This window comes from Gilliamella sp. B14448G11, from assembly GCF_016101765.1.
Lineage (GTDB): Bacteria > Pseudomonadota > Gammaproteobacteria > Enterobacterales > Orbaceae > Gilliamella > Gilliamella apicola_N.
On record NZ_JACFPX010000010.1, the window covers coordinates 63671 to 90187 of the forward strand.

Genomic DNA, 26517 nt, shown 5'->3' on the forward strand with positions numbered 1-26517 from the left:
ATATAAATTTATTATGATCGCAAAATCTTTTAGTGATATTCGTCACAGTATTCGTTGGAATCTTTTTTTTACTTTAGGCGCAATTATGCTCATTTGCCAAACTATTACCGTTTTTTGGTTATGGCATGAAAGTAAAGAACAAATTGATGTATTGGTTAATTTAACACTGAGTCAAAATAAAATTGATGAAGTGGTTGAGCATGAAGAACTTGAAGCTATTTTTGCACTGTTTTGTTCTGCTTTTACCATGATGCTGGTGACATTATTTTTAGCCTATAAAGCCATCAAATGGATTACTAAACCGCTAGAAATTTTGGAAAAAGATCTTAATCAACGTACTGAAGAGAATTTAAAACCTATTGCACCGATTAGTAATATGCGCGAAATTAAATCCATTACTTCAGTATTGAATAATCTGTTTATTCGTCTTAGTACAACTTTGGCACAAGAACGGCTTTTTACTGCCGATGTTGCGCATGAAATGCGAACGCCGCTTGCTGGTATACGTTTACATTTAGAATTATTAGAAACTAAAAACAATATTGATTGTACTGAATTAATTGACAGAATTGATCGTTTAGTTAACACGGTTGAGCAATTATTGATGTTAGCGCGTGCAAGCCAAAAATTTACAGTTGGGCAATATCAAAAGATTAATTTCTATGATGATATTATGATCCCTTTATCTGATGAATTAACGGAATTAACTAAACAAAAATTTCAATCTATTGAATGGAATATACCTGATACAAAACTTTCGTTTAATGGTGATGTCACTTTAATAAGATTACTGTTGCGTAATTTAGTCGAAAATAGTCATCGCTATAGCCCAAAACAGACCAAAATAGTAGTAAGTTGTTATAAGGATAAAAAAGATATCTTTATAAGTGTGGAGGATGAGGGTGCAGGCATTGACGAATCAAAAAGCGAAAAACTCACTCAAGCCTTTTTCCGGATGGATCGCAAACATGACGGCATTGGGCTTGGTTTAAGTATTGTTAATCGTATTGCAAAGTTACATCAGGGTTTATTTATGTTAAAAAATCGATCTGGCGATGCGAAAGGTGCAATTGCACAATTGCAACTTACTGATTCAACACGTCAATTAAACGAGTAAGCAAAGGATTATGACTATTTTCTTTAACAATAGACTTTAAAAAGCGCTGCCAAGTTCGTTCAATTTTAGATTTTGCAAAACAAGGAATGTAATTCGCAATTGGAATAAAAGTTGAATTACCAATGTTGTCGATAATCACTAAACGGCTGTTAGTATCGCTTAAATGTTGAAATAAGATATTTTTACTTTTGATAGTCATGGTAATGATACGATCTTTTAATAATGCTGATTTTAACTCTTTGAGCCCCGTGACTAATTGATCAAAATATTTTTCGGTTAACGATTTATTAGCAAGGTATTTTTCCAGTGGAATTGCGGTTTCACCATTATAATCTCGAATCAGTTCAAAGATATGACCATTACCATAATTAGTTGAAACTGATCCATAATATTTAGCTAATGCATCAAATGATACATTACGTTTAATAAGATGTTTATAATAGGCAATCTCGCGGTTGGTTTCTTCTTCTGCCCCATCATTATAGTTGACTTTAATGCATTTATTCGCATCCTCTGGGTGATGATAACATTTGCGGTGTAATCCGCGACTTATATAATCTTTTTCGGAAAGTGTAATTGTCGTATTCATGATATAAATTTTCTATTATGTGGGCTTGACTTTAAGTGTAACAGCAAGACTTTATTATCGCCATGATTTTTTATTTTTAAACTAGCGCTTTTATATTATTTCTGTATAATATCGGCACCCACGTTACAACAACGTTTTTCCCAACGTTGTTTTCGGTTGTCAAAGTTAATGTAACAACTCGAAGGGGTTAGTTAGTTAATAGCAACAATCAAAAAGTGTAAATAAATCAAATGATTTATTAACGTGAGATTAATTAAAAATTGGATAATTACGAATGAGTACTTTTTCAGCTAAACCAGAAACAGTTAAACGCGACTGGTATGTTGTTGATGCAGCAGGTAAAACGTTAGGTCGTTTAGCTACTGAAATCGCAAGCCGTTTGCGTGGTAAACACAAAGCAGAATACACACCACATGTTGATACAGGTGACTATATCATTGTTATCAATGCAGAAAAAGTTGCTGTAACAGGCAAAAAACGCACTGATAAGATTTATTATCGCCATACTGGCTACATCGGTGGACTTAAAGAAGCGACTTTTAAAGAAATGATTGAACGTCATCCTGAACAAGTCATCGAAATTGCTGTAAAAGGCATGTTACCGAAAGGTCCTCTTGGTCGTGCAATGTACCGTAAACTAAAAGTTTATGCTGGTAGTGAGCACAATCATGCGGCACAACAACCGCAAGTATTAGATATTTAAGGGGATAGAAGATGGCTGATAATCAATATTACGGCACAGGTCGCCGCAAAAGTTCTGCTGCTCGCGTGTTTATTAAACCAGGTAGTGGAAATATCGTTATTAATAAACGTTCATTAGAGCAATACTTTGGTCGTGATACTGCTCGTATGGTTGTTATGCAACCTTTAGAGTTAGTTGAAATGACTGACAAACTTGATCTATACATCACTGTTAAAGGTGGCGGTATTTCAGGTCAAGCTGGTGCAATTCGTCACGGTATTACTCGTGCATTAATGGAATATGATGAAACATTACGTTCTGCATTACGTCAAGCAGGCTTTGTTACTCGTGATGCTCGTCAAGTTGAACGTAAAAAAGTGGGTCTACGCAAAGCACGTCGTCGTCCACAATTCAGCAAACGTTAATTGCATACGTTACAAAATTGTTTTCAAAACCCAGCCAAAAGCTGGGTTTTTTTATGTCAAATTATTGTTTATCTAAAATAGTCATTAAGATGATTGACTAAGTGTAACTTAGCTTTTTTGTAATATAACATTCAGATTTTTAATTTAATTATTGCTACTCATAAGAACGATTATTTTTACTAAAACGTATAGCTAACCTTAAACTTCTTGTCAAAAAATTTTTCAATACAAGAAAGATAGTAATAAAATGCATTTTTTTAACAAATTTGTTATCCAATTTGTTAGAATAGTGACTTAACTAACTTATTTTAACTTTGCTTATTGGGAGTGAACATGGTTGTTGCTGTTAATAAACGTTCTGTTATGACACTATTTTGTGATACAACAGATATTTACGGCCATCAGATTCGTTTTGTATTGGCAGAAAAAGGTGTGACTGCTGAAATCGAGTTTGTAACCGCAGATGATTTACCTCAAGAATTATTGGATCTTAATCCATACGCTAATATCCCAACTTTAATTGATCGCGATCTTACTTTATACGAGCCTCATATCGCATTAGAATATCTAGATGAACGATTCCCACATCCTCCTTTAATGCCTGTTTATCCTATTCTTCGAGCAAATGCACGTTTAACGATGTATCGTATCAAAAAAGAGTGGTATGCCGCTTACGAAACAATTATTGCCGATCCTAATAGCAATGCAGCTAAAACAGCCCGAAAAAATTTATTGGATGATCTTGTTTCAATCTCAGTTATTTTTAAAGAAAAAGATTATTTTATGAGTGATGATTTCACTTTATGTGATTGTTATTTTGCTCCATTATTATGGCGTTTACCAATGCTTAATATTGAATTACCAAAAGTTGCTGAGAAAAATTATTTAAATTATATGGCACGCATTTTTGAACGTCCTGCTTTTATTCAGTCTCTTACTGACGATGAAAGAAAGATGAGAGCATAATAAATAATTTTATCTGATTTGCACTATTTTTTATACAAGGTATTTTTATGGAACTTGAGCAAATGACTCCACGTCGGCCTTATTTATTTAGGGCTTTTTATGATTGGATTCTGGATAATGATTTAACGCCCTATATTGTGGTGAATACTTCTGTCTATGGAGTATTGGTTCCACAAGAGTTTGTACAGAATAATCAGATAGTGCTAAATATTGCACCACAATCTGTAGGTCAATATGTATCAAATAATGAGCAAATTGAGTTTAATGCCCGTTTTTCTGGTGTGCCACAACATATTGTTGTTCCTATGGCTGCGGTTGAAGCTATCTATGCTCGTGAAAATGGAGTAGGGATGGGATTTGAGGATGAACCTCAATATCGAGCGTTACAAGAAAAACAAAATAATCAATCCGAAACACCTCCTGCAAAAAAGGCCAATCCATTTAGAGTGGTAAAATAATTTTTAATAACAAAATTATTTTCCAGATTTAAATCTCAATGTCTATTAACGCCCGCTTAACTAACGGGCAATAAGTAACATAATAAATCAATGCAATTTAAAATATTAATAGTTATCATTTATCAAATGAAGAGATAAAACTTATTATCATTTTAATTTCTTATAATTGATAATGATTATTATTAACATCAAAATGCGTGCGTGTTATGTCATGAATTCAACTGATATCAATCCAAGTTCTCGCTTGTGGAAATTAGCATTTACTTATAAAACTTTAATGATTTTTTCCTGTTTATTCTCTATTTTTAGTGTCATCACTTCATTTGTACCATTCATTGCCATCTATTTCATTGTTTGTGAAATTATAGTGAGCATCAGTCATCAAACAGAATTAAATAGCGAATTAATTATTAGTTATGGCTGGCTGGCATTTATGGCTGCTGCATTAGCGATTGTTTTTAATTTCCTAGCGTTATGCTTATCACATATTGTTGCATTTAAAACACTTTATAATCTTAAATACAACTTTATTCGTTATTTATCCTGTTTACCTTTAGGCTTTCATACAAACCATTCTAGTGGCGAGCTTAGAAAAATCGTGGATGACGATATCGAAAAAATTGAACAATTTATTGCTCATCAATTGCCCGATATGATTGGATCCTTTGCTTCTCCTGTGGTTATTTTGGTGATTCTAGCCGTTTTCGATTGGCGATTAGGTTTAGCAACGTTAGTACCAATTATCCTTGCCTATATCGTATTAATTAGTGGCTATCGACGTAAGGATATCAAAACCAATCAACAAGAGTTGCAAAAAAAATTGATTGAAATGAGTCATGCTTCAGTTGAATATATAAGAGGTATTACCGTTATAAAGGCTTTCAATCAGACATTTTTTTCATTTAAACGATTTAATGACGCGATTAAAGCTTATCAATTTTATTGTTTAAAATTTATATATTGTTTTAAATACCACATGGCATTTTTTATATTGTTATTAAATAGTATTTATCTCTTTATTGTTCCAGTTGTTATCTTTTTGATCAGTGATACGGATAATTACGCTAATTTCATTTTGTCAGCCATTTTTTATTTGATTTTTTCTTTAGGATTACCTGCACCATTTTTCAAATTGATATATGTCACTCAAGGATTTCAAAAAACAGTTAAAAGCGTCCAAAATATGGATGAGGTATTAAATGTTCCTCCTCTTAGCGAACCCAAAGAGGGGCTGAAAGTTGCAAGCTACGATATTCAATTTGATAATGTGTGTTTTTCTTATCATGATGAACAGGTATCAAATCCAACCGAAAGTAATAACGCGCTTAACCATATTTCATTTACTGCTAAACAAGGTGAAATAACGGCTTTAGTCGGTTTATCAGGCAGTGGCAAAAGTACCATATCCTTACTCATTCCACGATTTTATGACCCAGATGAGGGTCTTATTACAATTGGTCATGTTGATTTAAAACAGATGACTAGTGATTATTTATTATCTTTAGTAAGTTTTGTTTTTCAAGATGTGTTTTTATTCAAGCAAAGTGTAATAAACAACATTCGGATCGGTAAACCTGACGCAACAATTAATGAAGTTATTGCGGTTGCTAAAACTGCTCAATGCCATGAATTCATTGAAAAATTACCAAATGGTTATGATTCAATTATTGGATCAGATGGTATACATCTTTCTGGGGGTGAAATGCAACGACTGGCTATCGCTCGTGCACTATTAAAAAATTCTCCAATTTTAATCCTTGATGAAGCCACTTCATTTGCCGATCCTGAAAATGAGAGCAAAATTCAATTAGCAATGAAAGCATTAATGAAAAATAAAACGGTCATTATGATAGCTCACCGTCTCTCAACAATAAGAGATGCTAATAAGATCATCGTATTAGATAAAGGGAATATTGCTGAGTCAGGAACACATGAACAACTATTTTCAAATAAGGGAACCTACTACAAGATGTGGCAATATTATCAGCAAACATTAGATTGGCAAATGCATCATTCTGATAGGAGTAAGTCAAATAATGATGAGCAAATAAGTTATCAGCAGGGGTCAGAAAATGTTTAAGCGATTATTGATGTTATCCGATACAGGAAGTGAAAATTTAAGACAAGCTATCATTGCATGTACGATCTCAAATCTTACATTGATGTTACCGTTTATTATTCTATTGCAAGTCATTGTCTCGTTAATTACCCCGTTAACAAGTCATTTAGCAGTAAATAAGAGTTATTTATGGTTAATGATAGGGTTAGGCATATTATCTAGTTTACTTTTTTTATTTTGTTATCAAAGGGAATATAAAAAAACTTATGCAAATGCTTTTGGACAGGCAGCAAATACTCGCATTGAAGTGGCAGAGAAAATTAGAAAACTTCCACTTAGTTTTTTTAATCGTAAAGATTTATCCGAGCTAACAACCAATATCATGGGTGATTGTGCAACAATTGAGAACATGTTGAGTCATGTAGTTCCTCAACTAATTGGTTATTCATGTAGTAGTGTTATTACTTGTGTCCTATTAGCTTTTTATGATTGGAGAATGGCAAGTGCTATCTTTTGTACTTTACCTATTGCATTTTTAATTATGCTTATCGGTAAAGGTTTTGAAAAAAAATTAGGCGAAAAACAGGTACAAAGTAAATTAGCTGTCTCAAATGAGGTTCAAGAATATCTTGATGGAATTAAAATCATCAAAGGCTTTGGTATTAGTGGTGAAAAATTTAAAACACTGGATAGAGCACTTAAAAATATGATGTGGGCATCGATCAAATTTGAAGGTGTAAGTGGAATTTTTGTCGCGTTATCTACTTTGATTTTGCAGGTAGGTTTGGGCATAGTTGTTTTAGTCGGTGTGAAGTTGATCGTTATTGGTAGTTTAGATCCGATAACATTTTTAGCCTTTATCGTTATTGGTTCACGCATATACAGCCCTTTAATTTCTGTATTAACGCTATTACCTGAGCTTTTTTATATGCTGACATCTATTGAACGGATGAAAAGTTTACAAACAGAACCAATAATGGAAGGTCGAGATGATGTTTTGTTGAAAAATTTTAGTGTTACCATAGATCACATTAATTTTTCATATAAGCAAAAAACTGTTATTAATGATCTGAGTTGTGTTATTCCGTCAAACAAAATGACTGCGTTAGTAGGGCCTTCAGGAAGCGGTAAAAGCACGTTATTACAATTAATTGCTCGTTTTTGGGATGTCAATAAAGGCGTGATTAGTATTGACGGTAATGATATTAGAACCATCGATCCGGAGACGTTGATGCGCAGTGTGTCGTTTGTATTTCAAAATGTTATTTTATTCGATGATACCATTTTAAATAATATTCGTATCGGTCGACATGATGCGAGCGATGAAGAGGTTAAACTTGCAGCCAAAAAAGCTCGATGTGATGAGTTAATTGCTCGTTTACCTCATGGTTGGGATACTTTAATTGGTGAAAATGGCAGTAAGCTATCGGGTGGCGAAAGACAGCGAATATCGATAGCAAGAGCATTATTAAAGAATGCTCCGATTGTACTGCTGGATGAAGCAACTGCATCGCTTGATCCTGAAAATGAAGTTTATATACAACAAGCCATTTCAGAATTAGTTAAAGATCGAACTGTGATTGTAATTGCCCATCGTTTAAAAACAATTATCACGGCCGATCAAATTATTGTATTAGATAAAGGCCGTATTGTTGAACAGGGTAGCTACCAACAATTAATCGATAACAATGGTTTATTTGCCAGACTTTATTCTCTGCAAAAACAAGAGTTTTCTGTCAGTAATTGATTAAGTGTATTTCTTAGGTAAATCGGTATATGATATAAAAAATTAACTGATTTACCTGAACATAATGAAAGAAATCGAATTAAAATTTGAAATTGCAACTAAAGATATTCATGATTTAAAAAATTTTTTAAATCAATGGGTAAGTTGTGATCAAGCTGAATTTGAATCCTCTTCAAAAATTCAAAATAATATTCACGAACTTAAACTTTTTAATACCTATTATGATACTCAAGATTACTATTTACGTTCTAATGGGTGTGGTTTACGGATTAGGGGAACACAAGACAAGCTCAGTAAACAATTTGAGATTACCGTAAAGCATGGTAACAAAGCCGTTGCAGGTTTACATGAACGATCTGAATATAATGCTAGCTTACCAGACAACTATCTTGATTTAACTTTGCTCCCAAGCGATGCTTTTCCTAAAGATTGTAATATCGAAAATTTACAAAAAATGCTGCGTCCACTATTTACAACACATTTTGATCGGCAAACATGGTTAATTTCATTTGCCAATAGCGAAATAGAAGTCGCTTTAGATCAAGGTGAAATCATTGCTAATGGAGAATCAAAATCGATACAAGAAGTTGAGTTAGAAATAAAACAAGGTAATAAACATGATTTAATCAATTTTGCTATTGAATTAAGTAGATTTAACCTACATCTCTTTTCTCAAAGTAAGGCTTCACGCGGTTATCGATTATTAAAAAACGCGCCTGTTAATCGCGCTCCTTTTAGCGTGCAATTTAAACATGATTTATCAAGCTTATTAAATTTTTGGCAACAAAACGAAGAGTATGCACTTGAAAATAATGATCTAGCTTTTTATCAACAACTATTAATCCAAATAAACGAAATACTAGCTAATCATGATATTGCACACCAACCTGAATTTAAACAGTGGCAACAAGCAATGACTAATATTCACTCCGTTTATGATTTTGCTTATAGCCCAGTAAATACAGTATTAAAACTACAGCTAATTGCATGGTTAAATAAAGAGTAATGTTATGATTTTATGATAAATAGCACGAACCGATAACGTCATTAATGCGAGAGAAGGATATGTCACAATCTGAAATTTTGAATCAACAAAAACAGAAAATAACATCACAGCTATCACAATGTAATTCCGTTTTCGTACAGGATAATCTTAATATTTTGGTACAAAGTGATTTTATAGTAGATGCTTTTTATCGATATCCACAGTGGCTTACAAATATTATTAATCATCCGCCACAAGCTGATGAAAGACGTTATTATCAACAATGGCTTAATGAACACTTAACATCGGTATTGGATGAAACGGTATTAATGAAAGCATTGAGATTATTTAGACGTTATATCTTAGTCAGGCTTGAATGGTCACAATTAACTTATACTAGTAGCGATGAGCAAATATTAAGTCAATTAAGTGAACTCGCTGAAGTCATTATTGTAACGGCACGTGATTGGTTGTATGAATTAAGTTGTAAAGAGTGGGGGACACCGTGTAGTCATCAAGGTGAACCTCAACCTTTGCTCGTATTGGGTATGGGAAAACTAGGGGGAGGAGAACTGAATTTTTCCTCTGACATTGATTTAATTTTTACTTATCCTGAACATGGGCAAACGCAAGGTGGCAGGCGAGAACTGGATAATGCTGTATTTTTTACTCGTTTAGGACAACGTTTAATAAAAGCGCTTGATAGTATTACCGAAGACGGTTTTGTCTATCGTGTTGATATGCGATTACGTCCACTTGGTGAGGGTGGGCCATTAGTCTTAAGTTTTTCATCTATGGAAGATTATTATCAAGAACAAGGGCGAGATTGGGAACGTTATGCTATGGTAAAAGCCAAAGTGTTAGGCGATCAGCAAAACTCTTTCACCAAAGAACTTTACCAAATGCTTAAGCCTTTTGTCTATCGTCGTTACATTGATTTTAGTGTTTTGCAATCTTTACGTAATATGAAAAGCATGATTGAACGTGAAGTACGCCGACGTGGTTTAAAAAATAATATTAAATTAGGTGCTGGAGGCATTCGTGAAATCGAGTTCATTGTACAGGTTTTTCAACTGATTCGCGGTGGCCGTGTCATTGGGCTACAGACACGTTCTCTGCTTACCGCCTTACAAGTAATTGAACAAGAATCATTGCTTGATACTAATGAAGTGGCTCAATTGCGTAATAACTACTTATTTTTACGTCGCTGCGAAAATTTACTGCAAGCCATTAATGATGAACAAACCCAAACATTACCAGAAGAAGAGCTCGATCAAATTCGTTTAGCTACCAATATGGGATTTACCAATTGGTCTGAGTTTATTGAACAATTAACTGTGCGTATGCAACAAAATCGCTTGATATTCAATGCTCTTATTGGTAATGATGATTCAGAGTCTGTTCCAAACACAAAACAATACAATGATCTGTTTGATGAATTATGGGTTCCTGATTTGCAATTAAGTGATATAAAAACTGTATTGCCAAACTATTCTGATAGTGATGCAAAGCAACTTTATCAAATGCTCATCCAATTTCGTAATGATATTGGCAAACGGACAATAGGTGTGCGTGGGCGTGAAATACTCGATCAACTCATGCCTCGTTTATTAGATGCTATTTGTAATGGACAACAGGCAATTATGGTATTTTCACGCATATTGCCTTTGTTGGTTAATATTGTTAGTCGTACGACCTATTTAGAGCTATTGCTTGAATATCCGAGTGCATTAAAGCAGTTGATCCGTCTATGTAGTGCCTCTCCTATGATTAGTGATCAACTGGCTCACTATCCGATTTTATTAGATGAATTAATTGATATTAATTCACTTTATCAAACGATTGAACCTAATGAGTATAAAAGTCAACTTTATCAATACTTATTACGTATTCACGTTGACGATGAAGAACAGCAATTAGAAGCCTTACGCCAATTTAAGCAGATGCAATTACTGCACATTGCTGCGGCAGATGTGGAACATATATTAACCACTATGAAAGTAAGTGATCACCTTACTTATGTGGCGGAAGCATTACTTGATTTTGTTGTACAAATGGCTTGGAGTCAGATGGTCGAACGTTATGGTAAACCCGCTCACTTAGCTGATAATCATAAAGGATTAGTCGTGGTCGCTTATGGTAAATTGGGGGGCTGGGAGCTGGGTTACGGTTCGGATCTGGATTTAGTTTTTTTGCATGATTGCCCTGCAAATAGTGTTACCAATGGTGACAAACAGATTGATAGTCGTCAATTTTATTTACGCTTGGTGCAACGTATTATCCATTTATTTAATGTTCGCACTAGTTTCGGTATTCTTTATGAAGTAGATGTCAGATTACGTCCACAAGGTGATGCAGGTTTACTTGCGTGTAGTTTAGATTCCTTTGCGGATTATCAAATGAATGAAGCATGGACATGGGAACACCAAGCGCTGGTACGAGCTCGAGCGGTATATGGTGAAAATGATCTCATAAAACGTTTTAACCAAATCCGTCATGATGTGCTTTGCAAACCACGAGATGAAAATCAATTAAAAACCGAAGTTAGGCAAATGCGTGAAAAAATGCGAAATCACTTAGGAACGACCCAAGCTGAACTATTTAACTTGAAAATTGATGAGGGAGGCATTGGTGACATCGAATTTTTATCACAATATTTGGTGCTCAATTATGCTAATTCACACCCTAAAATGACAAATTGGAGTGATAATGTACGAATTTTAGATCTAGCCACTCATTACCAAATTATGGACAGTGATGAAGCAGAACAATTGACTCAAGCTTATATTGATATGCGTAATCAAATTCATCAACTTGCATTGCAACTATTACCAAGTACGGTCAACAGTTCACAATTTTATCGAGAAAAACAGATTGTTAAACAAAGTTGGCAAAAGTGGTTAATGTAATTGTTTAGGTGAACCATTATCGGTTAATGGTATTTATTCAGCCGATAATGGATGTCAAAAATTCACTAACAGGTTATTTTGCTTCTTTCCACAAAATCATGTCTTGCTCTTCAAGTTCTGATGCATCAAAACCTATTGCAGGAGCAATGTCTTCTCGGTCAAAAGCGATATCACCACCATTAATGGCATCATCCCCTTTTTTGATTCCTTTAAAATCAAAAAGGTTTGTGTCACACAGGTGAGACAGAGTGATATTTTGGGTAGCACGGAACATGGTTTCAATGCGTCCTGGGAATTTTTTATCCCACTCATTAAGCATCTCTTTAATGACTTGACGTTGTAAGTTAGGTTGTGAACCACAAAGATTACAAGGAATAATTGGAAATTGCTTAATTTCAGCATATTTGGCAATATCCTTTTCTTTGCAATAAGCAAGTGGACGGATGATAATATGTTCACCAGAATCATTCATCAATTTGGGTGGCATGGCTTTAAGCTTGCCACCATAGAACATATTTAAAAACAGAGTTTCTAAAATATCATCACGATGATGCCCTAATGCTATTTTGGTCGCACCCAGTTCGGTTGCTGTACGGTATAAAATTCCACGTCGTAAGCGTGAGCAAAGCGAACAAGTAGTTTTACCTTCTGGGATCTTTTCTTTCACAATGCCATAAGTATTCTCCTGTACAATCTTATACTCGATACCTAATGATTCTAAATATTGAGGTAGGATATGTTCAGGAAATCCTGGTTGCTTTTGATCTAAATTTACCGCCACTAATTCAAAATTGACTGGCGCGCTTATTTTCAAATTAATAAGGATATCAAGCAAGGTATAACTATCTTTACCACCTGATAAACAAACCATAATACGATCGCCATCTTCGATCATATTAAAATCGGCAATTGCCTCGCCGGTTAGGCGACGCAATCGTTTATGTAGTTTATTTTGATTATATGTATTCATCACAATTTTATAGATTACTCAGCACGGCTCATGTAACGACGTTCAGCGATATGAATTTTAATTTTTTCATTGTTATCAATATATTCAGGTATTTGAATAACAAGACCTGTTGATAATGTTGCGGGTTTAGTGCGAGCACTTGCTGAAGCACCTTTAATACTTGGTGACGTTTCGATAATTTCTAAATCTACCGTTTGTGGTAATTCTAAGGCAATCACGTCACCATCAGCCATCAATACCTGAATGCCACTCATACCGCCTTCTGGAATGAATAGTAACTCTTCTTCAATTTGTTCTTTTTTGAAGATAAATGGTGTGTAGTCTTCATTGTCCATAAACACATATTCATCACCATCGATATAAGAAAAACTAACTGGACGACGAGAAAGCTCAATGGTTTCGATAATATCGTCACCTTTGAAGCGTTCTTCCACTTTACCACCATTTTTTACATCGGTAAATCGCATTTTATACAGCGTACTGGCACCACGTGCACTCGGGCTTTGAACATCGATATCTTTTACAAGAAGAAGTTTTCCATTGTACGTGACCGCATCGCCACGTTTTATTTCATTTGCTTTAGCCATAATATTTATTCTTCACAATTAATGATAATAAAGGTTAGATAAGGTAAAAAATTAGCTCGCTATTTTACCGCTAACTTGCTATTGTCACCATCAAAATTTATCGCAGAACTTTAAAATAAAGGAAATACTATGGCAGATTCATATGAATGTCGAAAAAATTGTGGCGCTTGCTGTATTGCTCCCTCAATTTCATCTGCAATTCCCGGTATGCCTAATGGCAAACCTGCGGGCATTGCATGCATTCATTTGGATAATAATTATCAGTGTGGTCTTTTTCAAAAATCATCAAGACCGATAGTTTGTGGTCGATTAAAACCCTGTTTTGAAATGTGTGGCAATAATCGAGAACAAGCTATGCATTATTTAACTCAATTAGAACAGTTGACTAGCAATTGAGTATTGCATAAATTTAATAAACCAGATCGATTATTAGAATTATTTATCTCGCAAAGTTGTTTTTTTGATAAACTTCACCGCACTTCAATATCTAGTAATAAATATTAGTAATTATAGAATTAATTTTCGCTATCTTCAGATTAGGAAATATCTTAATTGATAGCCGTTTTTTCTATTAAATTTAATATCAATAAACAGAAGAACATTGTTATGAAAAATAAATTAAAACGAGATTTAAAAGCTCGTCATTTAACGATGATTGCTATCGGCGGTTCAATCGGAACAGGGCTATTTGTTGCATCGGGTGCAACCGTTGCTCAAGCAGGTCCAGGTGGTGCGCTACTGTCATATGCCATTATTGGTGTGATGGTATACTTTTTAATGACCAGTCTTGGCGAACTTGCCGCCTATTTACCTGTTTCAGGAACATTCGCAACTTATGGCGCACGTTATGTCGATGAAGCTTTTGGTTTCGCAATCGGTTGGAACTACTGGTATAACTGGGCCATTACTGTTGCGGTTGATTTAGTTGCCGCACAGCTCGTTATCTCATATTGGATTGATGCAGGGGCTTACAGTTGGTTATGGAGCTTACTGTTTTTAAGCATTATATTTTGTTTAAATTATATTTCTGTTAAAGGTTTTGGTGAAGCTGAGTTTTGGTTTTCATTAATTAAAGTTGTCACTGTTATTGTCTTTATCGTAGTTGGTTTGTTGATGATAATTGGCATTTTACGCGGTGCAGAAAGTGCAGGTTGGCAAAACTGGCAAGTAGGTGATGCACCTTTTGTGGGTGGATTTTCTTCAATGATTGGAGTCGCAATGGTGGTTGGGTTTTCATTCCAAGGTACCGAATTAATCGGTATTGCTGCGGGTGAATCAAAGGATCCTGAAAAAAATATACCAAGAGCTATGCGACAAGTATTTTGGCGTATATTACTATTTTATATCTTTGCAATTTTAGTTATTAGTTTAATTATTCCTTATACCGATCCTAATTTACTACGCAATGATGAAACGGATATAAGTGTTAGTCCGTTTACGTTGGTATTTCAACATGCAGGACTACTGTCTGCGGCAGCACTAATGAATGCCGTTATTTTAACTTCGGTTTTATCAGCTGGTAATTCGGGTCTTTATGCATCAACGCGTATGCTTTATGCACTTGCTCGAGAAGGCAAAGCGCCGAAAATCTTTGCTAAATTATCCTCATCAGGTGTACCACGAGCAGCATTGTTAGCAACCACATTTGTCGCGATGCTCTGTTTTTTAACTTCAATGTATAAAGATCAGGCCGTTTATTTGTGGTTACTTAATATGTCAGGTATGACAGGATTTATTGCTTGGCTTGGTATTGCAATTAGCCATTATCGCTTTAGAAAGGGTTACACCATTCAAGGTAACGATGTCAGTAAATTACCTTATCGTTCAAGTTGTTTCCCATTTGGTCCTATTTTTGCATTTGTATTATGCTTAATTATTACGTTAGGACAAAATTATGAAGCGTTCTTACAAGATACTATAGATTGGAATGGTGTGATTGCAACTTACATTGGTATCCCATTATTCTTTGCAATTTATTTTACCTACAAAATAGTTAAAAAGACTAAATGGGTAAAATACGATGAGATGGATTTTTCTAAAGCTGATTAATATCCCAGATTTTCCAAAACTTCCTAATTTCCGTCGACATCTGTCGACGGCCTTTTTATTAAGAAAGAGATAAATAATCTGTTGTGTTATTTATTTTGATAACGATATTAGCGACTACGGAATATGATACGTGCTTTGGATAGATCGTAAGGCGTCATTTCAACAGTCACTTTATCACCAGTTAAAATACGAATATAATTTTTTCGCATCTTACCAGAAATATGTGCAGTAACAACATGACCATTTTCAAGTTCAACACGAAACATCGTGTTTGGGAGTGTATCAAGTATTGTACCTTGCATTTCAATGTTATCTTCTTTTGCCATTGGGGCCTCTTAAATAATAAATACAAATTAAATATACTTAAAGTGCTAGTCTTATTTCACACTGTTAACGTGTGCATGAAAAAGCTCTAAACTTTTTCGTAACCATATCGGTTGTTTATAATAGGATTTAGCAAATTAACGTATAAACATAAAAAAACTGAATTTAGAATATATAAACTTAGCGGCAAAATAATGCCGAAAAAACTGTCAGATGTAAAGTCCTTTCTACTTTTTCTTTGCGTTATAAAGTGCATTTTGATGAATATAATGCCAAACTTTGGCTGGTAACAAATTTTCATAGTTTTGTTTATTGTTGATATTTTGTCTGATTTCTGTCGCCGAAATATTTTCAAGTGGCGTATGAGCAAAAAAAATGTATCCACATGGATTATCGTGTAAATCTTTAATATTTTTTGTTTGATGTGTGGTTATCCAATTTTGTAACTCGATATTATCGGTTTTTTCTGCATAACCAGGCCTACGACAGATTAACAAATGGCAGTAATCAAGCAGTGTTTGCCATTTATGCCAAGTAGGCAAGCTTAATAATGAATCTTGCCCCATAATAAAGGCTAGTCCTTTTTGATAACCATTTTCCTGACGCCACTTTTCTAACGTTTCGATTGTATAGGAAGGTCTCATCAATTTTTCAGATGATATTTCTCGAGTATCAATCGAAAATAGAGGTAAATCTTCTACTGCCAAATTTAACATTGCCAAACGTTGTTCTGTTGTTGCTTCTGGCTGTGGTTTATGTGGAGGGATTTGGTTAGGCAACAAGCTGATTTGTGTTAAGCCAATTTCTTTGGCTAAGGCGATAGCAGGATGTATATGTCCATAATGTACGGGATCAAATGTACCACCAAACAACGCTGTTAACATCTATTTAACCCCATAAATTGCATGGTTAAAGCAGATAAAGCATCCCAAATTTGTAATTGATTATCATGTTTAAAACTTATTTCAATCTCGGTTAGTCGTTTAAGGGTATTAAATAAATCTTTAATATCAAAGCGATTCAAATAAGAGGTATACATGGGTCTTTTATTTTGCCAAATTTTATATTCGTCAAAAATTTGTTTAAAAGATTTGTTTGATAATCCTTTTTTCAAATTGATGAGTAAGATAAGTTCTCGTTGTATAACACGCAATAGAATTAGTGGTTCAAATTCATTCATCTTTAGTTGTTGCATTATGTGTGTTGCGCGCTTAGTTTTGTGCGACACCATTGCATCAATCCAATGATAAGGCGTAAATATAGTTGAATCATTAATATTACTTTCGACTTGATCATATGTGATAGTCTGATTTGGAAAAAGTAATTTTAATTGTTCAACGATTTGGGTTAAAGCGAGTAAATTACCCTCATAATAGTAACAGAGTAACTCAATTGCCTCTGGTTCAATTTGCATCTGTTTTTGTTGCAAATGATTAGAAAGCCACTTAGGTAATTGAACTTCATCGGGAGTATTACAACTCACCACAACTAATTTATCAGATAATGTTTTATACCATTGTGCATTTTCATTGGTTTTAGTGATTTTATTTAAACTGATGATTAAGACAATCTCAGCAGTTAACATTTCACTTAACGTATTGAGTTTTGTGGTTACATTGGCATTTATCGAGTTTTCACCAAAATCCAAAAAAATGAGTGTATTATCAGAGAATAAATTCATTTCTTGGCAACTATCGAAGATAGTTGACCAATCGGTTTGATTATCTATATTAAACGGGAGCTGCTCATTAAAACCTAATTGTTTAAATGAAGTTTTTAATTGAGTTTTCGCATAATGTTGTAAATAAGGATCATTCCCTATTATCAGGTAATAAGGCGATCCTAATTTAGTGGTGATTTGATCGGCACTGATTTTAATCATATCAATTTTTAATTTACGACATCAACAGATTTTAATTTACGAATAATTTGTTTTGCTGCTTCCATATACATTTCATCTTCAATTAAATCTTGTTCAGTCGTTTTGGCAAGCGCGGCTGAAGGATTATCGAAAAATGTCCGGAAAACACGGACATTGATAGGATAGATTTTTTCATTTTTGATAATGACTTGTGTCTCAACAGTTAAAACTAATTGATATTCAGCTGCTTTACCATCTTTATAAATTGATATTGTGCTACGATCCATTGAATCTCTCACAACCTTTAATACAGGATAACTTTGTGAAACCTCATTGTTGGTTAACGTAACATGATTGTCGTGTAATAATTCTTTAATGTCTCGTGAAAGACGTCCATAAGGATCATAACTCATATAAGACATCGTTTTAAATCGCGTTGGTACTTCTGTCTCATGTTGTAAATGAAATCCGCATCCAGACAAGGATATCGTTAATAACATGAGAGAAGCTAAATATTTTTTCATATCTACTACCGCCTATATTTAGTTATAAACAATATTAACCAACAACAAGATTTAATAATTTACCAGGTACATAAATCACTTTTCGAATTGCAACATCGACTAAATATTTTTGAATATTTGGTTCTTGTTTAGCTTGAGCTATGACCGAATCTTGATCAACATTTGCTGGCACGGTAAATTTGCCACGTACTTTACCATTGATTTGTACCACAATAAGTTTTTCATCTTCAACCATTGCTGATTCATCAGCAACTGGCCATAAGCTATCATCAATCGATTCACTATGACCTAATGCCTGCCACATCACAAAACAAGCATGAGGCATCATAGGATAAAGTAAACGAACAATGGCATTTAACGCTTCGTCCATTAATGCTCGGTCTTGTTCAGATTCTTGCGGCGCTTTTTGTAAGCGATTCATTAATTCCATTACAGCCGCAATTGCTGTATTAAACGTTTGACGACGACCAATATCATCAGTTACTTTTGCAATCGTTTTATGTAATTCACGACGTAATGATTTTTGATCGTTGTCTAAAGCTGAAACATCAAGCTCCACTGTTTGACCTTTTTGTGCGTGCTCATACACTAAACGCCATACACGTTTAATAAAGCGATTGGCTCCTTCAACGCCAGATTCTTGCCATTCCAGTGTCATATCAGCCGGTGAGGCAAACATCATAAATAAGCGTACTGTATCTGCACCGTATTTTTCGACCATCTCTTGTGGGTCAATGCCATTATTTTTGGATTTTGACATCTTTGTCATACCAGCATGCACCAGTTCATTGCCTTTACTATCAACCGCTTTGGCAATGCGACCTTTTTCATCACGTTCAATGGTCACCTCAGTTGGTGAAACCCAAATACGTTCGTTAGTTGGGCTGGTGTAATAAAATGCATCAGCTAATACCATGCCTTGACAAAGCAAGCGTTTGGCTGGTTCGTCAGAGGTAACTAAACCAAAATCACGCATTAATTTATGGAAGAATCTGAAATAGAGAAGATGCATAATTGCATGCTCAATACCGCCCACATATTGGTCAACTGGCAACCAATAGTTAGCCGCATTTTCATCTAACATGCCTTTGTCATAATGAGGGCAAGTATAACGTGCGTAATACCAAGAAGATTCCATAAATGTATCGAAAGTGTCGGTTTCGCGTAATGCAGGTTGGCCATTAACCGTAGTTTTAGCCCAGTTAGGATCTGCTTTGATTGGGCTTGTGATACCATTCATTTCGACATCTTCGGGTAAGATCACCGGTAACTGATCTTCTGGTGTTGGAATTGTGGTACCATCTTCAAGCGTAACCATTGGAATTGGTGCACCCCAATAACGCTGGCGTGAAACGCCCCAATCACGTAAGCGATAATTGACTTTACGAGTACCAATACCAAGCGAAGTTAACTTATCAGCAATTGCATTGAATGCTTGTTCAAAATCAAGTCCATCGAATTCGCCCGAATTAAATAATTTGCCATGTTCGGTATAAGCTTGCTCGGAAAGATCGGGTGCATTACCGTCTTGGTTTAAGATAACCGGTTTAATTGGTAAGTTATATTTAGAGGCAAATTCATAATCACGCTCATCGTGACCAGGTACTGCCATAACAGCACCCGTACCATATTCAATTAGCACAAAATTAGCTATCCAAACAGGCACTTTATCGCCAGTCAATGGATGAATGGCATAATAGCCTGTTGGCACGCCTTTCTTTTCCATCGTCGCCATATCAGCTTCAGCCGTTTTAGTGTTTTTGCATTCGGCAATAAATTCGGCAATTTTAGGATCGTTTTGTGCGGCTAATTGGGCAAGAGGGTGTTCGGCTGCAACCGATACAAAACTTACACCCATTAAAGTATCAGGACGAGTTGTATAAACACGTAATTTATCAGCATAGTTTTCAACAGAAAAATCAAACTCAACCCCTTCTGAACGTCCAATCCAGTTACGTTGCATAGTTTTAACTTGTTCAGGCCAGCTTTCTAATGTATCTAAATCATTGAGTAACTCTTCTGCGTATTCCGTAATTTTAATAAACCATTGTGGGATCTCTTTACGTTCAACTGGGGTACTACAACGCCAGCAGCAACCTTCCACTACTTGTTCGTTGGCAAGTACAGTCTGGTCATTTGGACACCAGTTAACGGCAGAAGTTTTTTTATAGACTAAACCTTTTTCATAAAGCTTAGTAAAAAACCATTGTTCCCATTTGTAATATTCAGGACGGCAAGTAGTCACTTCGCGATCCCAATCATAACCAAAACCTAATAATTGTAACTGCTTTTTCATATAAGCAATATTTTCATAGGTCCATTTTGCTGGAGCCGTATTGTTTTTAACCGCAGCACCTTCAGCTGGTAAACCAAATGCATCCCAGCCAATAGGTTGCAACACATTTTTGCCATTTAAACGTTGATAACGAGAAATGGTATCGCCGATTGTGTAGTTACGAACATGACCAAGATGTAAACGCCCAGAAGGGTAAGGTAGCATCGATAAACAGTAATATTTTTCTTTTGATGGATCTTCTGTAACGTGGAAAGTTTTATTTTCTAGCCAATGTTTTTGTACTGTGGCTTCTATTTCATCGGGGCGATATTGTTCTTGCATGACGAATTAATGTCCTATCTATTATTGCTAATAAAAATATTTTGCTAATTGTATTGGTTATTGTAGTGTTTTACAAACGTTATATGCATGGTTAGCCTGAATTGTTAAGCAAAAAGAAAGGGAGGGGGGATTAAAAATATTAACTTATTGAAATAAACAATCCAAAGATAATCGTTAATTCTGGCTATGGCGAAAATAATAAGCGGAGTTGAACTCCGCTCGTTAAGTTTTAACCACCATTAAATATGCTGGTAAATCGCGATAAAAATGATTTTTCCTCTTCTTTAGGAATATTTTCGAGATTCGCTTGAATTAACTCATCAACTTTTTGGGTTTCGTTATCTAAACCTAATTCATTGTAAGCATTACGCATCAACAAAAGTGCTGTTTTTGTTGAATCTGTGTCAGGAAATAACGATATCATTCGGCTTACCCGATTAATCACTGCAATATAAGCTCCACGTTTGGTATAATATTCTGCAATTTTTAATTGGTATCGAGCTAATCTGTTTTTTAGGTAGATCAAACGTTTCTGTGCATCAGCTGCATAAGGACTGTCAGGAAAGCTTGAAACCAGATAGGTAAAGTCTCTGAATGCGGCCATGGCAAAATCAGGATCTCTATCGGAACGATCGACGTTAAACCAACCTTGAATGGTATTATCATCTTGTGCCATGTTAGTAATACCACGCATATAGATAATCCAATCTATATTAGGATGCGTTGGATTCAATTTTAAAAAACGGTCAATTGACGCAATAGTCAATGGATAATCACCTGATTTGTAGTAAGCATAAATCAAATCAAACTGTACTTGTTGTGAATAAGGACCAAATGGATAATTCTTATCGATTGTCTCTAATATGGTAATACTGGATTTTATGTTGCCACTTTCGAGTTCACTTCGAGCTTTGTTATGAAGATCTAATTCTGATACATTTTCAACATCTGGTTTGGAAGAAGTACAGCCAATTAGCATGCCAGCTAAAGTGATTGCTAATAAAGTGTGTAAACGTAGTTTCATTCGTTTTTCAGTCCAAATTTAATTAAACATTAAAGGCAATGATTGGTATATAATACTCTAAAACCTAACAGCTTAAAATAGATAAATTACACATGCACGAGTTAAAATTATCGACCGAAATTGAACAAACCCAGCTAGGAATGCGCTTAGATCAAGCATTATCAGAACTTTTCCCTGATTACTCAAGATCTAGAATTAAAGATTGGATCGTTAATAATAAAGTTACTGTTAACAATATTATTGTCAATAAACCGAAAGAACGTGTTCTTGGCGGTGAAAAAATAAGTATATGCGCTGAAATTGAGGAAGAAACTTATCATCAGCCAGAAGATATTAAACTTAATATTGTCTATGAAGATGATGATATTTTAGTGATTAATAAACCGCGCGATTTAGTTGTACATCCGGGCGCGGGTAATCCTAATGGCACGGTATTAAATGCTTTATTGCACTATTATCCAGAAATATCGCGTGTACCACGTGCGGGTATTGTGCATCGATTAGACAAAGATACTACAGGTTTAATGGTTGTGGCTAAAACAATCGTCGCCCAAACCCATTTAGTTGAATCATTACAATTGCGTGAAATCACCCGTGAATACGAAGCTGTCGCAATGGGAATTATTACCGCGGGGGGCACTATTGATCAACCTATCACACGTCATCCGACTAAACGAACGCATATGGCGGTATTCCCGACAGGTAAACCTGCAGTTACCCATTATCGCGTAATGGAAAAATATCGGTTACATACTCGATTACGCTTACGTTTAGAAACAGGACGAACTCACCAAATCCGTGTGCATATGTCGCATATAGCGCATCCATTGGTTGGTGATCCATTATATGGAGGACGTCCAAGACCGCCAAAAGGTGCTAGTGAATCATTTATTCAAACCTTACGAGATTTTGACAGACAAGCACTGCATGCTACTATGTTACGTCTATTCCATCCTGTTACGGGCGAACAGATGGAGTGGCATGCGCCGATTCCTGATGATATGCAAAAATTAATTCAAGCATTACAGGAAGATACCGAACTTCATAAAGATGAACTGGATTGGTAACAAATATGATTAAATCGATTTACCCTTATTGGACTGCACCTAAAAATATTCATGCGTTTACTACCACCAGAACAGGAGGGGTTAGTTCAACGCCATTTGCCAGTTTAAATTTGGGTAATCGAACTGATGATAATTTAGATCATGTTGCCGAAAATCGTAAACGTATCATTAACGCACAGCAGATACCCAGTGAACCTTATTGGCTCAATCAAACGCATAGCACTATCGCGCTCGATATTTCACAAATTGCTTTACAAGCACCAACAGGAAAGATAAATACTCATCAATCATTTGAAGCCGATGCTTCTTATACTAATCAATCCAAGCAAGTTAGTGTTGTGTTAACAGCAGACTGTCTGCCTGTGTTATTTTGTTCAATGAAAGGCGATGAAGTCGCCGCTGCCCATGCGGGTTGGCGAGGGTTATGTCATGGTATTTTAGAAGAAACAGTTAAAAAATTTGTTTGTCCAACCAGTGAAATCTTAGCTTGGATGGGTCCCGCCATCAGTGCAAAAAAATTTGAGGTAGGTGTTGAAGTTAAACATCAGTTTGAAAAAGTCGATTCTAACGCTAAATTGGCTTTTACTTTAATTAACCCATCCGAGCAAAAATATCTGGCTGACTTGTATTTAATTGCCAAACAACGTTTGCAAGCTATGGGGGTTGTTCATGTGTTTGGTGGGGACTACTGTACTTATACCGAACAAGATAAATTCTTCTCATATCGTCGTGAAAATAAGACTGGTCGAATGGCATCAATGATTTGGTTTGATTAAACCGCAACGTATTAAGTTGGAATAAAAATAGCTGTATATTATTTATTCTTTTATCATTTAATTTTGAATTAAATAAATATAAATACCTACCTATTTAATACTGTGTATTCTGTTTTTGTTAGGTCTTGAGTGTTTAATTATGTGAATTTTGATTTATTTTGAGTATAGATAGTTTATCGAAGCTCCATAACGTTTATTCATCAAATTTAACATAATTAGAACGATTTGATTTATAAAGACAAAGTTTATGTAATAACATAATTCTTGTTTCTAATATGAATTATGGCTAAAAATAAAATGAAACGGTATAGACTCCTGAATATTTTTTACAGATTGTTTGTTTTAGCTTATTAAGGCTTTTGTAATAAAAGCCTTAATTATGAGAAATATCTATATAATAAAAAACGAATTAAAACAAAATTAAGCAAAAACTCAATCTAATTTCGGATGTTGATCAACTAAATCTTGACGTTGTTCTTGTAGATTTTCTATCTGTTCGTCGATATCTTCCACTTTTTGCTCGATGGAATCAAAGTGATCCGATAAGATCTCTTTTGCTTCTGAACGATCTGATGCAGCAGGTGTTGCACCTCTTAATGGTTGATTGGCGGTTTCTCTCATTTTTATACCAGTAAGTAATCCTACTAATGCAACAATCATCAAGTAGTAAGCTGGCATGTATAGGTTATTAGTTTCCTCTACTAACCAAGCGGCAACGGTTGGTGTTGCACCAGCAATTAACACTGAAATATTAAACGAGATAGCCAATGCACTGTAACGGATGTGGGTTGGAAAAATAGCCGGTAATATTGATGCCATTACTCCTGTAAAACAGTTTAGCAAAACTGCTAATATCAATAATCCTAGAAAAATAAGACCAATAATATCACTATTAATCATTACAAAGGCAGGATAGGAAAGAATAAATAATCCTAAACTTCCTCCTATTATAAAGGGTCTACGTCCTATTTTATCACTAATCAACCCTATCATAGGTTGCACAAATAACATGCCAATCATGATAGCAATAATAATTAATACACCATGATCAGTATGATAATTTAAATTGTGTGATAAGTAACTCGGCATATAGGTCAGTAGCATGTAATAAGTGACATTAGTGACAATGACCAATCCAACACAAACAAATAAACTTTTCCAATACTTGGTTATAATTTCTTTGAAAGTCATTTTAGGTGGATTTGCGATATTGGCTTGTTCATTTTTATCCATTGAATCAGTATGTTGCATAAATGCAGGGGTCTCTTCTAATGCATGACGTAAATAAAGACCAACAAGTCCTAATGGTAGAGCAAATAAGAATGGAATTCGCCACCCCCACTGTTGGAATTTAGCATCACCAAGGATAGTTGATAATAGCACGACTAAGCCCGCACCTACTAGAAAACCCGCAATGGAGCCAAAGTCTAACCAACTGCCCATGAAACCTCGTTTACGGTCTGGCGAGTATTCGGCCACAAAAATTGCTGCGCCGGAATATTCACCGCCAATTGAAAAGCCTTGCGCTAATTTAGCCAATAATAATAGTACAGGGGCGGTAATGCCAATTGATGCATAGGAAGGAATCATACCAATACAAAATGTACTTAATGACATGATAATTATGGTAACAGAAAGTACTTTTTGCCGACCAAATTTATCGCCTAATATACCAAACACTAATCCACCTAATGGTCGAACTAAAAAAGGCACCGAGAAAGTTGCCAATGCAGCAACTACTTGTACATTGGGTGAAGCATTAGGGAAGAATACTTGCCCTAATACATAAGCTAAAAAGCCATATACGCCAAAATCAAACCATTCCATTGCGTTACCAAGTGCTGCTGCAATAATGGCTTTTTTTAATTTGCTATCATCAATAATTGTTATGTCATTTATATTTAATGGGTGATTTTTCGGTTTTATCGTTTTCTTCATAGAATACCGCCTGTTTTCATGTCATAAATGAAAAGAAATAGTGCAACAAAATTAATACAATTCAAACGACACATTTACAATGTGTTATTCAGTTAATTTTATTGATGAAAATTTAAGCAAAGATAAAAGAGGACAATAAAAAAGCAAAAAATGATGTTTTGTTGATGCATTCTATATAACTGAATATCGACAAAATCATTCTTTTCATGAAAATTAGGTATTAATTATATCAAAATATCTAATTATGTAAAATGAGGCAAATAAAAAGTCTAATTTTTATTTAATAATCAATCAGTTCTTACTCATAAGTGTTAGGGTTACAATTTGTAACAGTATGATTGATAGCTATTTTATGATTGATATTTGACCTAGAATAAGATATTTTATACACTGCTTATAATAATTATAATTTTTAATTTATATTAATAATAAATGGTTAAATAAAGCACTGTAGAATTTGCAGTGCACATGAAATTATAGAGGATAACATGGATAAAGGATTAACCAATCTGGTGAATCAATTAGGCAATGGTTTAAGTCGTGGTTTAAAGAATGGTTTGGTTAATGGAGCGGGTCACAATCGCTATACATTAAATATCGACGGTTTACCTGCCGAGGTTTCAATCTTACAAGTTGAGGGTAATGAGCAACTTAACCAGCCTTGGCACTATACGATTACTTTCACCAGCTCGGATAAACAACTTTCTGTTGAGTCATTTCTTAACCAAAATGCCCATTTGAGTTTTAATCCTGCTAACTCTGGCAGTTTAAGCGACTTTGCAACTCAAGGACTTAATGCACTTAATTCCTTAACTTCGGCTAATCCATTAGATGCATTAAAAC

The 26517-nt window shown here is 34.8% G+C and carries 22 protein-coding genes and 2 pseudogenes; 14 read left to right on the top strand and 10 right to left on the bottom strand.

What is annotated here, in order from left to right; all coding sequences use genetic code 11:
* Positions 1 to 13 precede the first annotated feature (13 nt).
* The gene (pmrB, locus tag H3S88_RS08215) at positions 14 to 1117 is read left to right on the top strand and encodes a two-component system sensor histidine kinase PmrB (protein ID WP_198226676.1); all 1104 of its coding nucleotides are present in this window, start codon (positions 14 to 16) and stop codon (positions 1115 to 1117) included.
* Here the strand turns inward: pmrB and H3S88_RS08220 are convergent.
* Entirely contained in the window at positions 1086 to 1706 is a 621-nt protein-coding gene (locus tag H3S88_RS08220) for a YrbL family protein (RefSeq protein ID WP_198226678.1), read from the bottom strand. The two genes, pmrB and H3S88_RS08220, sit on opposite strands and share 32 nt — an antisense overlap.
* A 274-nt stretch (positions 1707 to 1980) precedes the next feature.
* Between H3S88_RS08220 and rplM the strand changes: the two genes are divergently transcribed.
* The 8 genes from rplM to glnE all read left to right on the top strand — a co-directional run bounded on the left by rplM (position 1981) and on the right by glnE (position 11937).
* Positions 1981 to 2409, top strand: a complete 429-nt coding sequence (gene rplM / locus H3S88_RS08225) for a 50S ribosomal protein L13 (protein ID WP_034901369.1) — start codon at positions 1981 to 1983, stop codon at positions 2407 to 2409.
* An 11-nt stretch (positions 2410 to 2420) separates the two neighbouring features.
* Positions 2421 to 2813 (top strand): 30S ribosomal protein S9, encoded by a 393-nt coding sequence (gene rpsI / locus H3S88_RS08230; protein WP_034915459.1) that lies wholly within the window; start codon positions 2421 to 2423, stop codon positions 2811 to 2813.
* A 333-nt stretch (positions 2814 to 3146) separates the two neighbouring features.
* The gene (locus H3S88_RS08235; protein ID WP_198226680.1) at positions 3147 to 3779 is read left to right on the top strand and encodes a glutathione S-transferase N-terminal domain-containing protein; all 633 of its coding nucleotides are present in this window, start codon (positions 3147 to 3149) and stop codon (positions 3777 to 3779) included.
* A gap of 47 nt (positions 3780 to 3826) precedes the next feature.
* Positions 3827 to 4237: a ClpXP protease specificity-enhancing factor gene (locus H3S88_RS08240; protein ID WP_065737400.1), complete on the top strand. Its 411-nt coding sequence runs from the start codon at positions 3827 to 3829 to the stop codon at positions 4235 to 4237.
* A gap of 211 nt (positions 4238 to 4448) precedes the next feature.
* Positions 4449 to 6317, top strand: a complete 1869-nt coding sequence (locus H3S88_RS08245; RefSeq protein ID WP_198226682.1) for an ABC transporter ATP-binding protein — start codon at positions 4449 to 4451, stop codon at positions 6315 to 6317.
* A complete protein-coding gene (locus H3S88_RS08250) occupies positions 6310 to 8043 on the top strand; it encodes an ABC transporter ATP-binding protein (protein ID WP_198226684.1) in 1734 nt (577 codons plus the stop codon). Before H3S88_RS08245 ends, H3S88_RS08250 begins: the two co-directional genes overlap by 8 nt.
* Positions 8044 to 8107: 64 nt before the next feature.
* The gene (locus H3S88_RS08255; protein ID WP_198226686.1) at positions 8108 to 9049 is read left to right on the top strand and encodes an inorganic triphosphatase; all 942 of its coding nucleotides are present in this window, start codon (positions 8108 to 8110) and stop codon (positions 9047 to 9049) included.
* 59 nt (positions 9050 to 9108) lie between these two features.
* The gene (gene glnE / locus H3S88_RS08260) at positions 9109 to 11937 is read left to right on the top strand and encodes a bifunctional [glutamate--ammonia ligase]-adenylyl-L-tyrosine phosphorylase/[glutamate--ammonia-ligase] adenylyltransferase (RefSeq protein ID WP_198226688.1); all 2829 of its coding nucleotides are present in this window, start codon (positions 9109 to 9111) and stop codon (positions 11935 to 11937) included.
* 73 nt (positions 11938 to 12010) lie between these two features.
* Here the strand turns inward: glnE and ttcA are convergent, their stop codons facing one another.
* Positions 12011 to 12907 (bottom strand): tRNA 2-thiocytidine(32) synthetase TtcA, encoded by an 897-nt coding sequence (ttcA, locus tag H3S88_RS08265; RefSeq protein ID WP_198226725.1) that lies wholly within the window; start codon positions 12905 to 12907, stop codon positions 12011 to 12013.
* Between the two features lie 14 nt (positions 12908 to 12921).
* Positions 12922 to 13494 (bottom strand): elongation factor P-like protein YeiP, encoded by a 573-nt coding sequence (gene yeiP, locus H3S88_RS08270; RefSeq protein ID WP_198226690.1) that lies wholly within the window; start codon positions 13492 to 13494, stop codon positions 12922 to 12924.
* Positions 13495 to 13623: 129 nt separating this feature from the next.
* Here yeiP and H3S88_RS08275 point away from each other — a divergent pair, with 129 nt between their 5' ends.
* Both H3S88_RS08275 and H3S88_RS08280 read left to right on the top strand, forming a co-directional pair.
* On the top strand, positions 13624 to 13890 hold the full coding sequence (locus H3S88_RS08275; RefSeq protein ID WP_039126113.1) for a YkgJ family cysteine cluster protein: 267 nt from the start codon (positions 13624 to 13626) through the stop codon (positions 13888 to 13890).
* 186 nt (positions 13891 to 14076) lie between these two features.
* Complete coding sequence (locus H3S88_RS08280; protein WP_260846886.1) at positions 14077 to 15543, top strand: amino acid permease; 1467 nt, start codon at positions 14077 to 14079, stop codon at positions 15541 to 15543.
* A 107-nt stretch (positions 15544 to 15650) separates the two neighbouring features.
* Here the strand turns inward: H3S88_RS08280 and infA are convergent, their stop codons facing one another.
* The 6 genes and pseudogenes from infA to bamD form a co-directional block, all read right to left on the bottom strand.
* The gene (gene infA, locus H3S88_RS08285; protein WP_025315083.1) at positions 15651 to 15869 is read right to left on the bottom strand and encodes a translation initiation factor IF-1; all 219 of its coding nucleotides are present in this window, start codon (positions 15867 to 15869) and stop codon (positions 15651 to 15653) included.
* Positions 15870 to 16094: 225 nt separating this feature from the next.
* Entirely contained in the window at positions 16095 to 16751 is a 657-nt protein-coding gene (gene nadD / locus H3S88_RS08290) for a nicotinate-nucleotide adenylyltransferase (protein WP_039126106.1), read from the bottom strand.
* Entirely contained in the window at positions 16745 to 17749 is a 1005-nt protein-coding gene (gene holA / locus H3S88_RS08295) for a DNA polymerase III subunit delta (protein WP_198226692.1), read from the bottom strand. The genes nadD and holA overlap by 7 nt, the downstream gene beginning before the upstream one ends.
* A gap of 8 nt (positions 17750 to 17757) precedes the next feature.
* A complete protein-coding gene (gene lptE / locus H3S88_RS08300) occupies positions 17758 to 18252 on the bottom strand; it encodes an LPS assembly lipoprotein LptE (protein ID WP_198226694.1) in 495 nt (164 codons plus the stop codon).
* 34 nt (positions 18253 to 18286) lie between these two features.
* Complete coding sequence (gene leuS, locus H3S88_RS08305; protein ID WP_198226696.1) at positions 18287 to 20869, bottom strand: leucine--tRNA ligase; 2583 nt, start codon at positions 20867 to 20869, stop codon at positions 18287 to 18289.
* A gap of 301 nt (positions 20870 to 21170) precedes the next feature.
* Positions 21171 to 21893, bottom strand: a pseudogene (gene bamD / locus H3S88_RS08310) (outer membrane protein assembly factor BamD); the annotation flags it as partial.
* Positions 21894 to 21985: 92 nt separating this feature from the next.
* Between bamD and rluD the strand changes: the two are divergent.
* Both rluD and pgeF read left to right on the top strand, forming a co-directional pair.
* Positions 21986 to 22960: a 23S rRNA pseudouridine(1911/1915/1917) synthase RluD gene (rluD, locus tag H3S88_RS08315; protein ID WP_198226700.1), complete on the top strand. Its 975-nt coding sequence runs from the start codon at positions 21986 to 21988 to the stop codon at positions 22958 to 22960.
* Between the two features lie 8 nt (positions 22961 to 22968).
* Positions 22969 to 23736, top strand: coding sequence for a peptidoglycan editing factor PgeF (gene pgeF / locus H3S88_RS08320; RefSeq protein WP_370528595.1), 768 nt, complete (start codon positions 22969 to 22971; stop codon positions 23734 to 23736).
* Positions 23737 to 24168: 432 nt separating this feature from the next.
* Here the strand turns inward: pgeF and proP are convergent, their stop codons facing one another.
* The gene (gene proP, locus H3S88_RS08325) at positions 24169 to 25674 is read right to left on the bottom strand and encodes a glycine betaine/L-proline transporter ProP (RefSeq protein WP_198226704.1); all 1506 of its coding nucleotides are present in this window, start codon (positions 25672 to 25674) and stop codon (positions 24169 to 24171) included.
* 488 nt (positions 25675 to 26162) lie between these two features.
* Here proP and H3S88_RS08330 point away from each other — a divergent pair.
* Positions 26163 to 26517: pseudogene (locus H3S88_RS08330) on the top strand (hypothetical protein); the annotation flags it as partial.

What these genes read in the sequence shown, in the direction of transcription:
- pmrB (WP_198226676.1), top strand. Translation starts at nt 14, where the DNA reads ATGATCGCAAAATCTTTTAGTGATATTCGTCACAGTATTCGTTGGAAT.
- H3S88_RS08220 (WP_198226678.1), bottom strand. Translation starts at nt 1,706, where the DNA reads ATGAATACGACAATTACACTTTCCGAAAAAGATTATATAAGTCGCGGA.
- rplM (WP_034901369.1), top strand. Translation starts at nt 1,981, where the DNA reads ATGAGTACTTTTTCAGCTAAACCAGAAACAGTTAAACGCGACTGGTAT.
- rpsI (WP_034915459.1), top strand. Translation starts at nt 2,421, where the DNA reads ATGGCTGATAATCAATATTACGGCACAGGTCGCCGCAAAAGTTCTGCT.
- H3S88_RS08235 (WP_198226680.1), top strand. Translation starts at nt 3,147, where the DNA reads ATGGTTGTTGCTGTTAATAAACGTTCTGTTATGACACTATTTTGTGAT.
- H3S88_RS08240 (WP_065737400.1), top strand. Translation starts at nt 3,827, where the DNA reads ATGGAACTTGAGCAAATGACTCCACGTCGGCCTTATTTATTTAGGGCT.
- H3S88_RS08245 (WP_198226682.1), top strand. Translation starts at nt 4,449, where the DNA reads ATGAATTCAACTGATATCAATCCAAGTTCTCGCTTGTGGAAATTAGCA.
- H3S88_RS08250 (WP_198226684.1), top strand. Translation starts at nt 6,310, where the DNA reads ATGTTTAAGCGATTATTGATGTTATCCGATACAGGAAGTGAAAATTTA.
- H3S88_RS08255 (WP_198226686.1), top strand. Translation starts at nt 8,108, where the DNA reads ATGAAAGAAATCGAATTAAAATTTGAAATTGCAACTAAAGATATTCAT.
- glnE (WP_198226688.1), top strand. Translation starts at nt 9,109, where the DNA reads ATGTCACAATCTGAAATTTTGAATCAACAAAAACAGAAAATAACATCA.
- ttcA (WP_198226725.1), bottom strand. Translation starts at nt 12,907, where the DNA reads ATGAATACATATAATCAAAATAAACTACATAAACGATTGCGTCGCCTA.
- yeiP (WP_198226690.1), bottom strand. Translation starts at nt 13,494, where the DNA reads ATGGCTAAAGCAAATGAAATAAAACGTGGCGATGCGGTCACGTACAAT.
- H3S88_RS08275 (WP_039126113.1), top strand. Translation starts at nt 13,624, where the DNA reads ATGGCAGATTCATATGAATGTCGAAAAAATTGTGGCGCTTGCTGTATT.
- infA (WP_025315083.1), bottom strand. Translation starts at nt 15,869, where the DNA reads ATGGCAAAAGAAGATAACATTGAAATGCAAGGTACAATACTTGATACA.
- nadD (WP_039126106.1), bottom strand. Translation starts at nt 16,751, where the DNA reads ATGTTAACAGCGTTGTTTGGTGGTACATTTGATCCCGTACATTATGGA.
- holA (WP_198226692.1), bottom strand. Translation starts at nt 17,749, where the DNA reads ATGATTAAAATCAGTGCCGATCAAATCACCACTAAATTAGGATCGCCT.
- lptE (WP_198226694.1), bottom strand. Translation starts at nt 18,252, where the DNA reads ATGAAAAAATATTTAGCTTCTCTCATGTTATTAACGATATCCTTGTCT.
- leuS (WP_198226696.1), bottom strand. Translation starts at nt 20,869, where the DNA reads ATGCAAGAACAATATCGCCCCGATGAAATAGAAGCCACAGTACAAAAA.
- rluD (WP_198226700.1), top strand. Translation starts at nt 21,986, where the DNA reads ATGCACGAGTTAAAATTATCGACCGAAATTGAACAAACCCAGCTAGGA.
- proP (WP_198226704.1), bottom strand. Translation starts at nt 25,674, where the DNA reads ATGAAGAAAACGATAAAACCGAAAAATCACCCATTAAATATAAATGAC.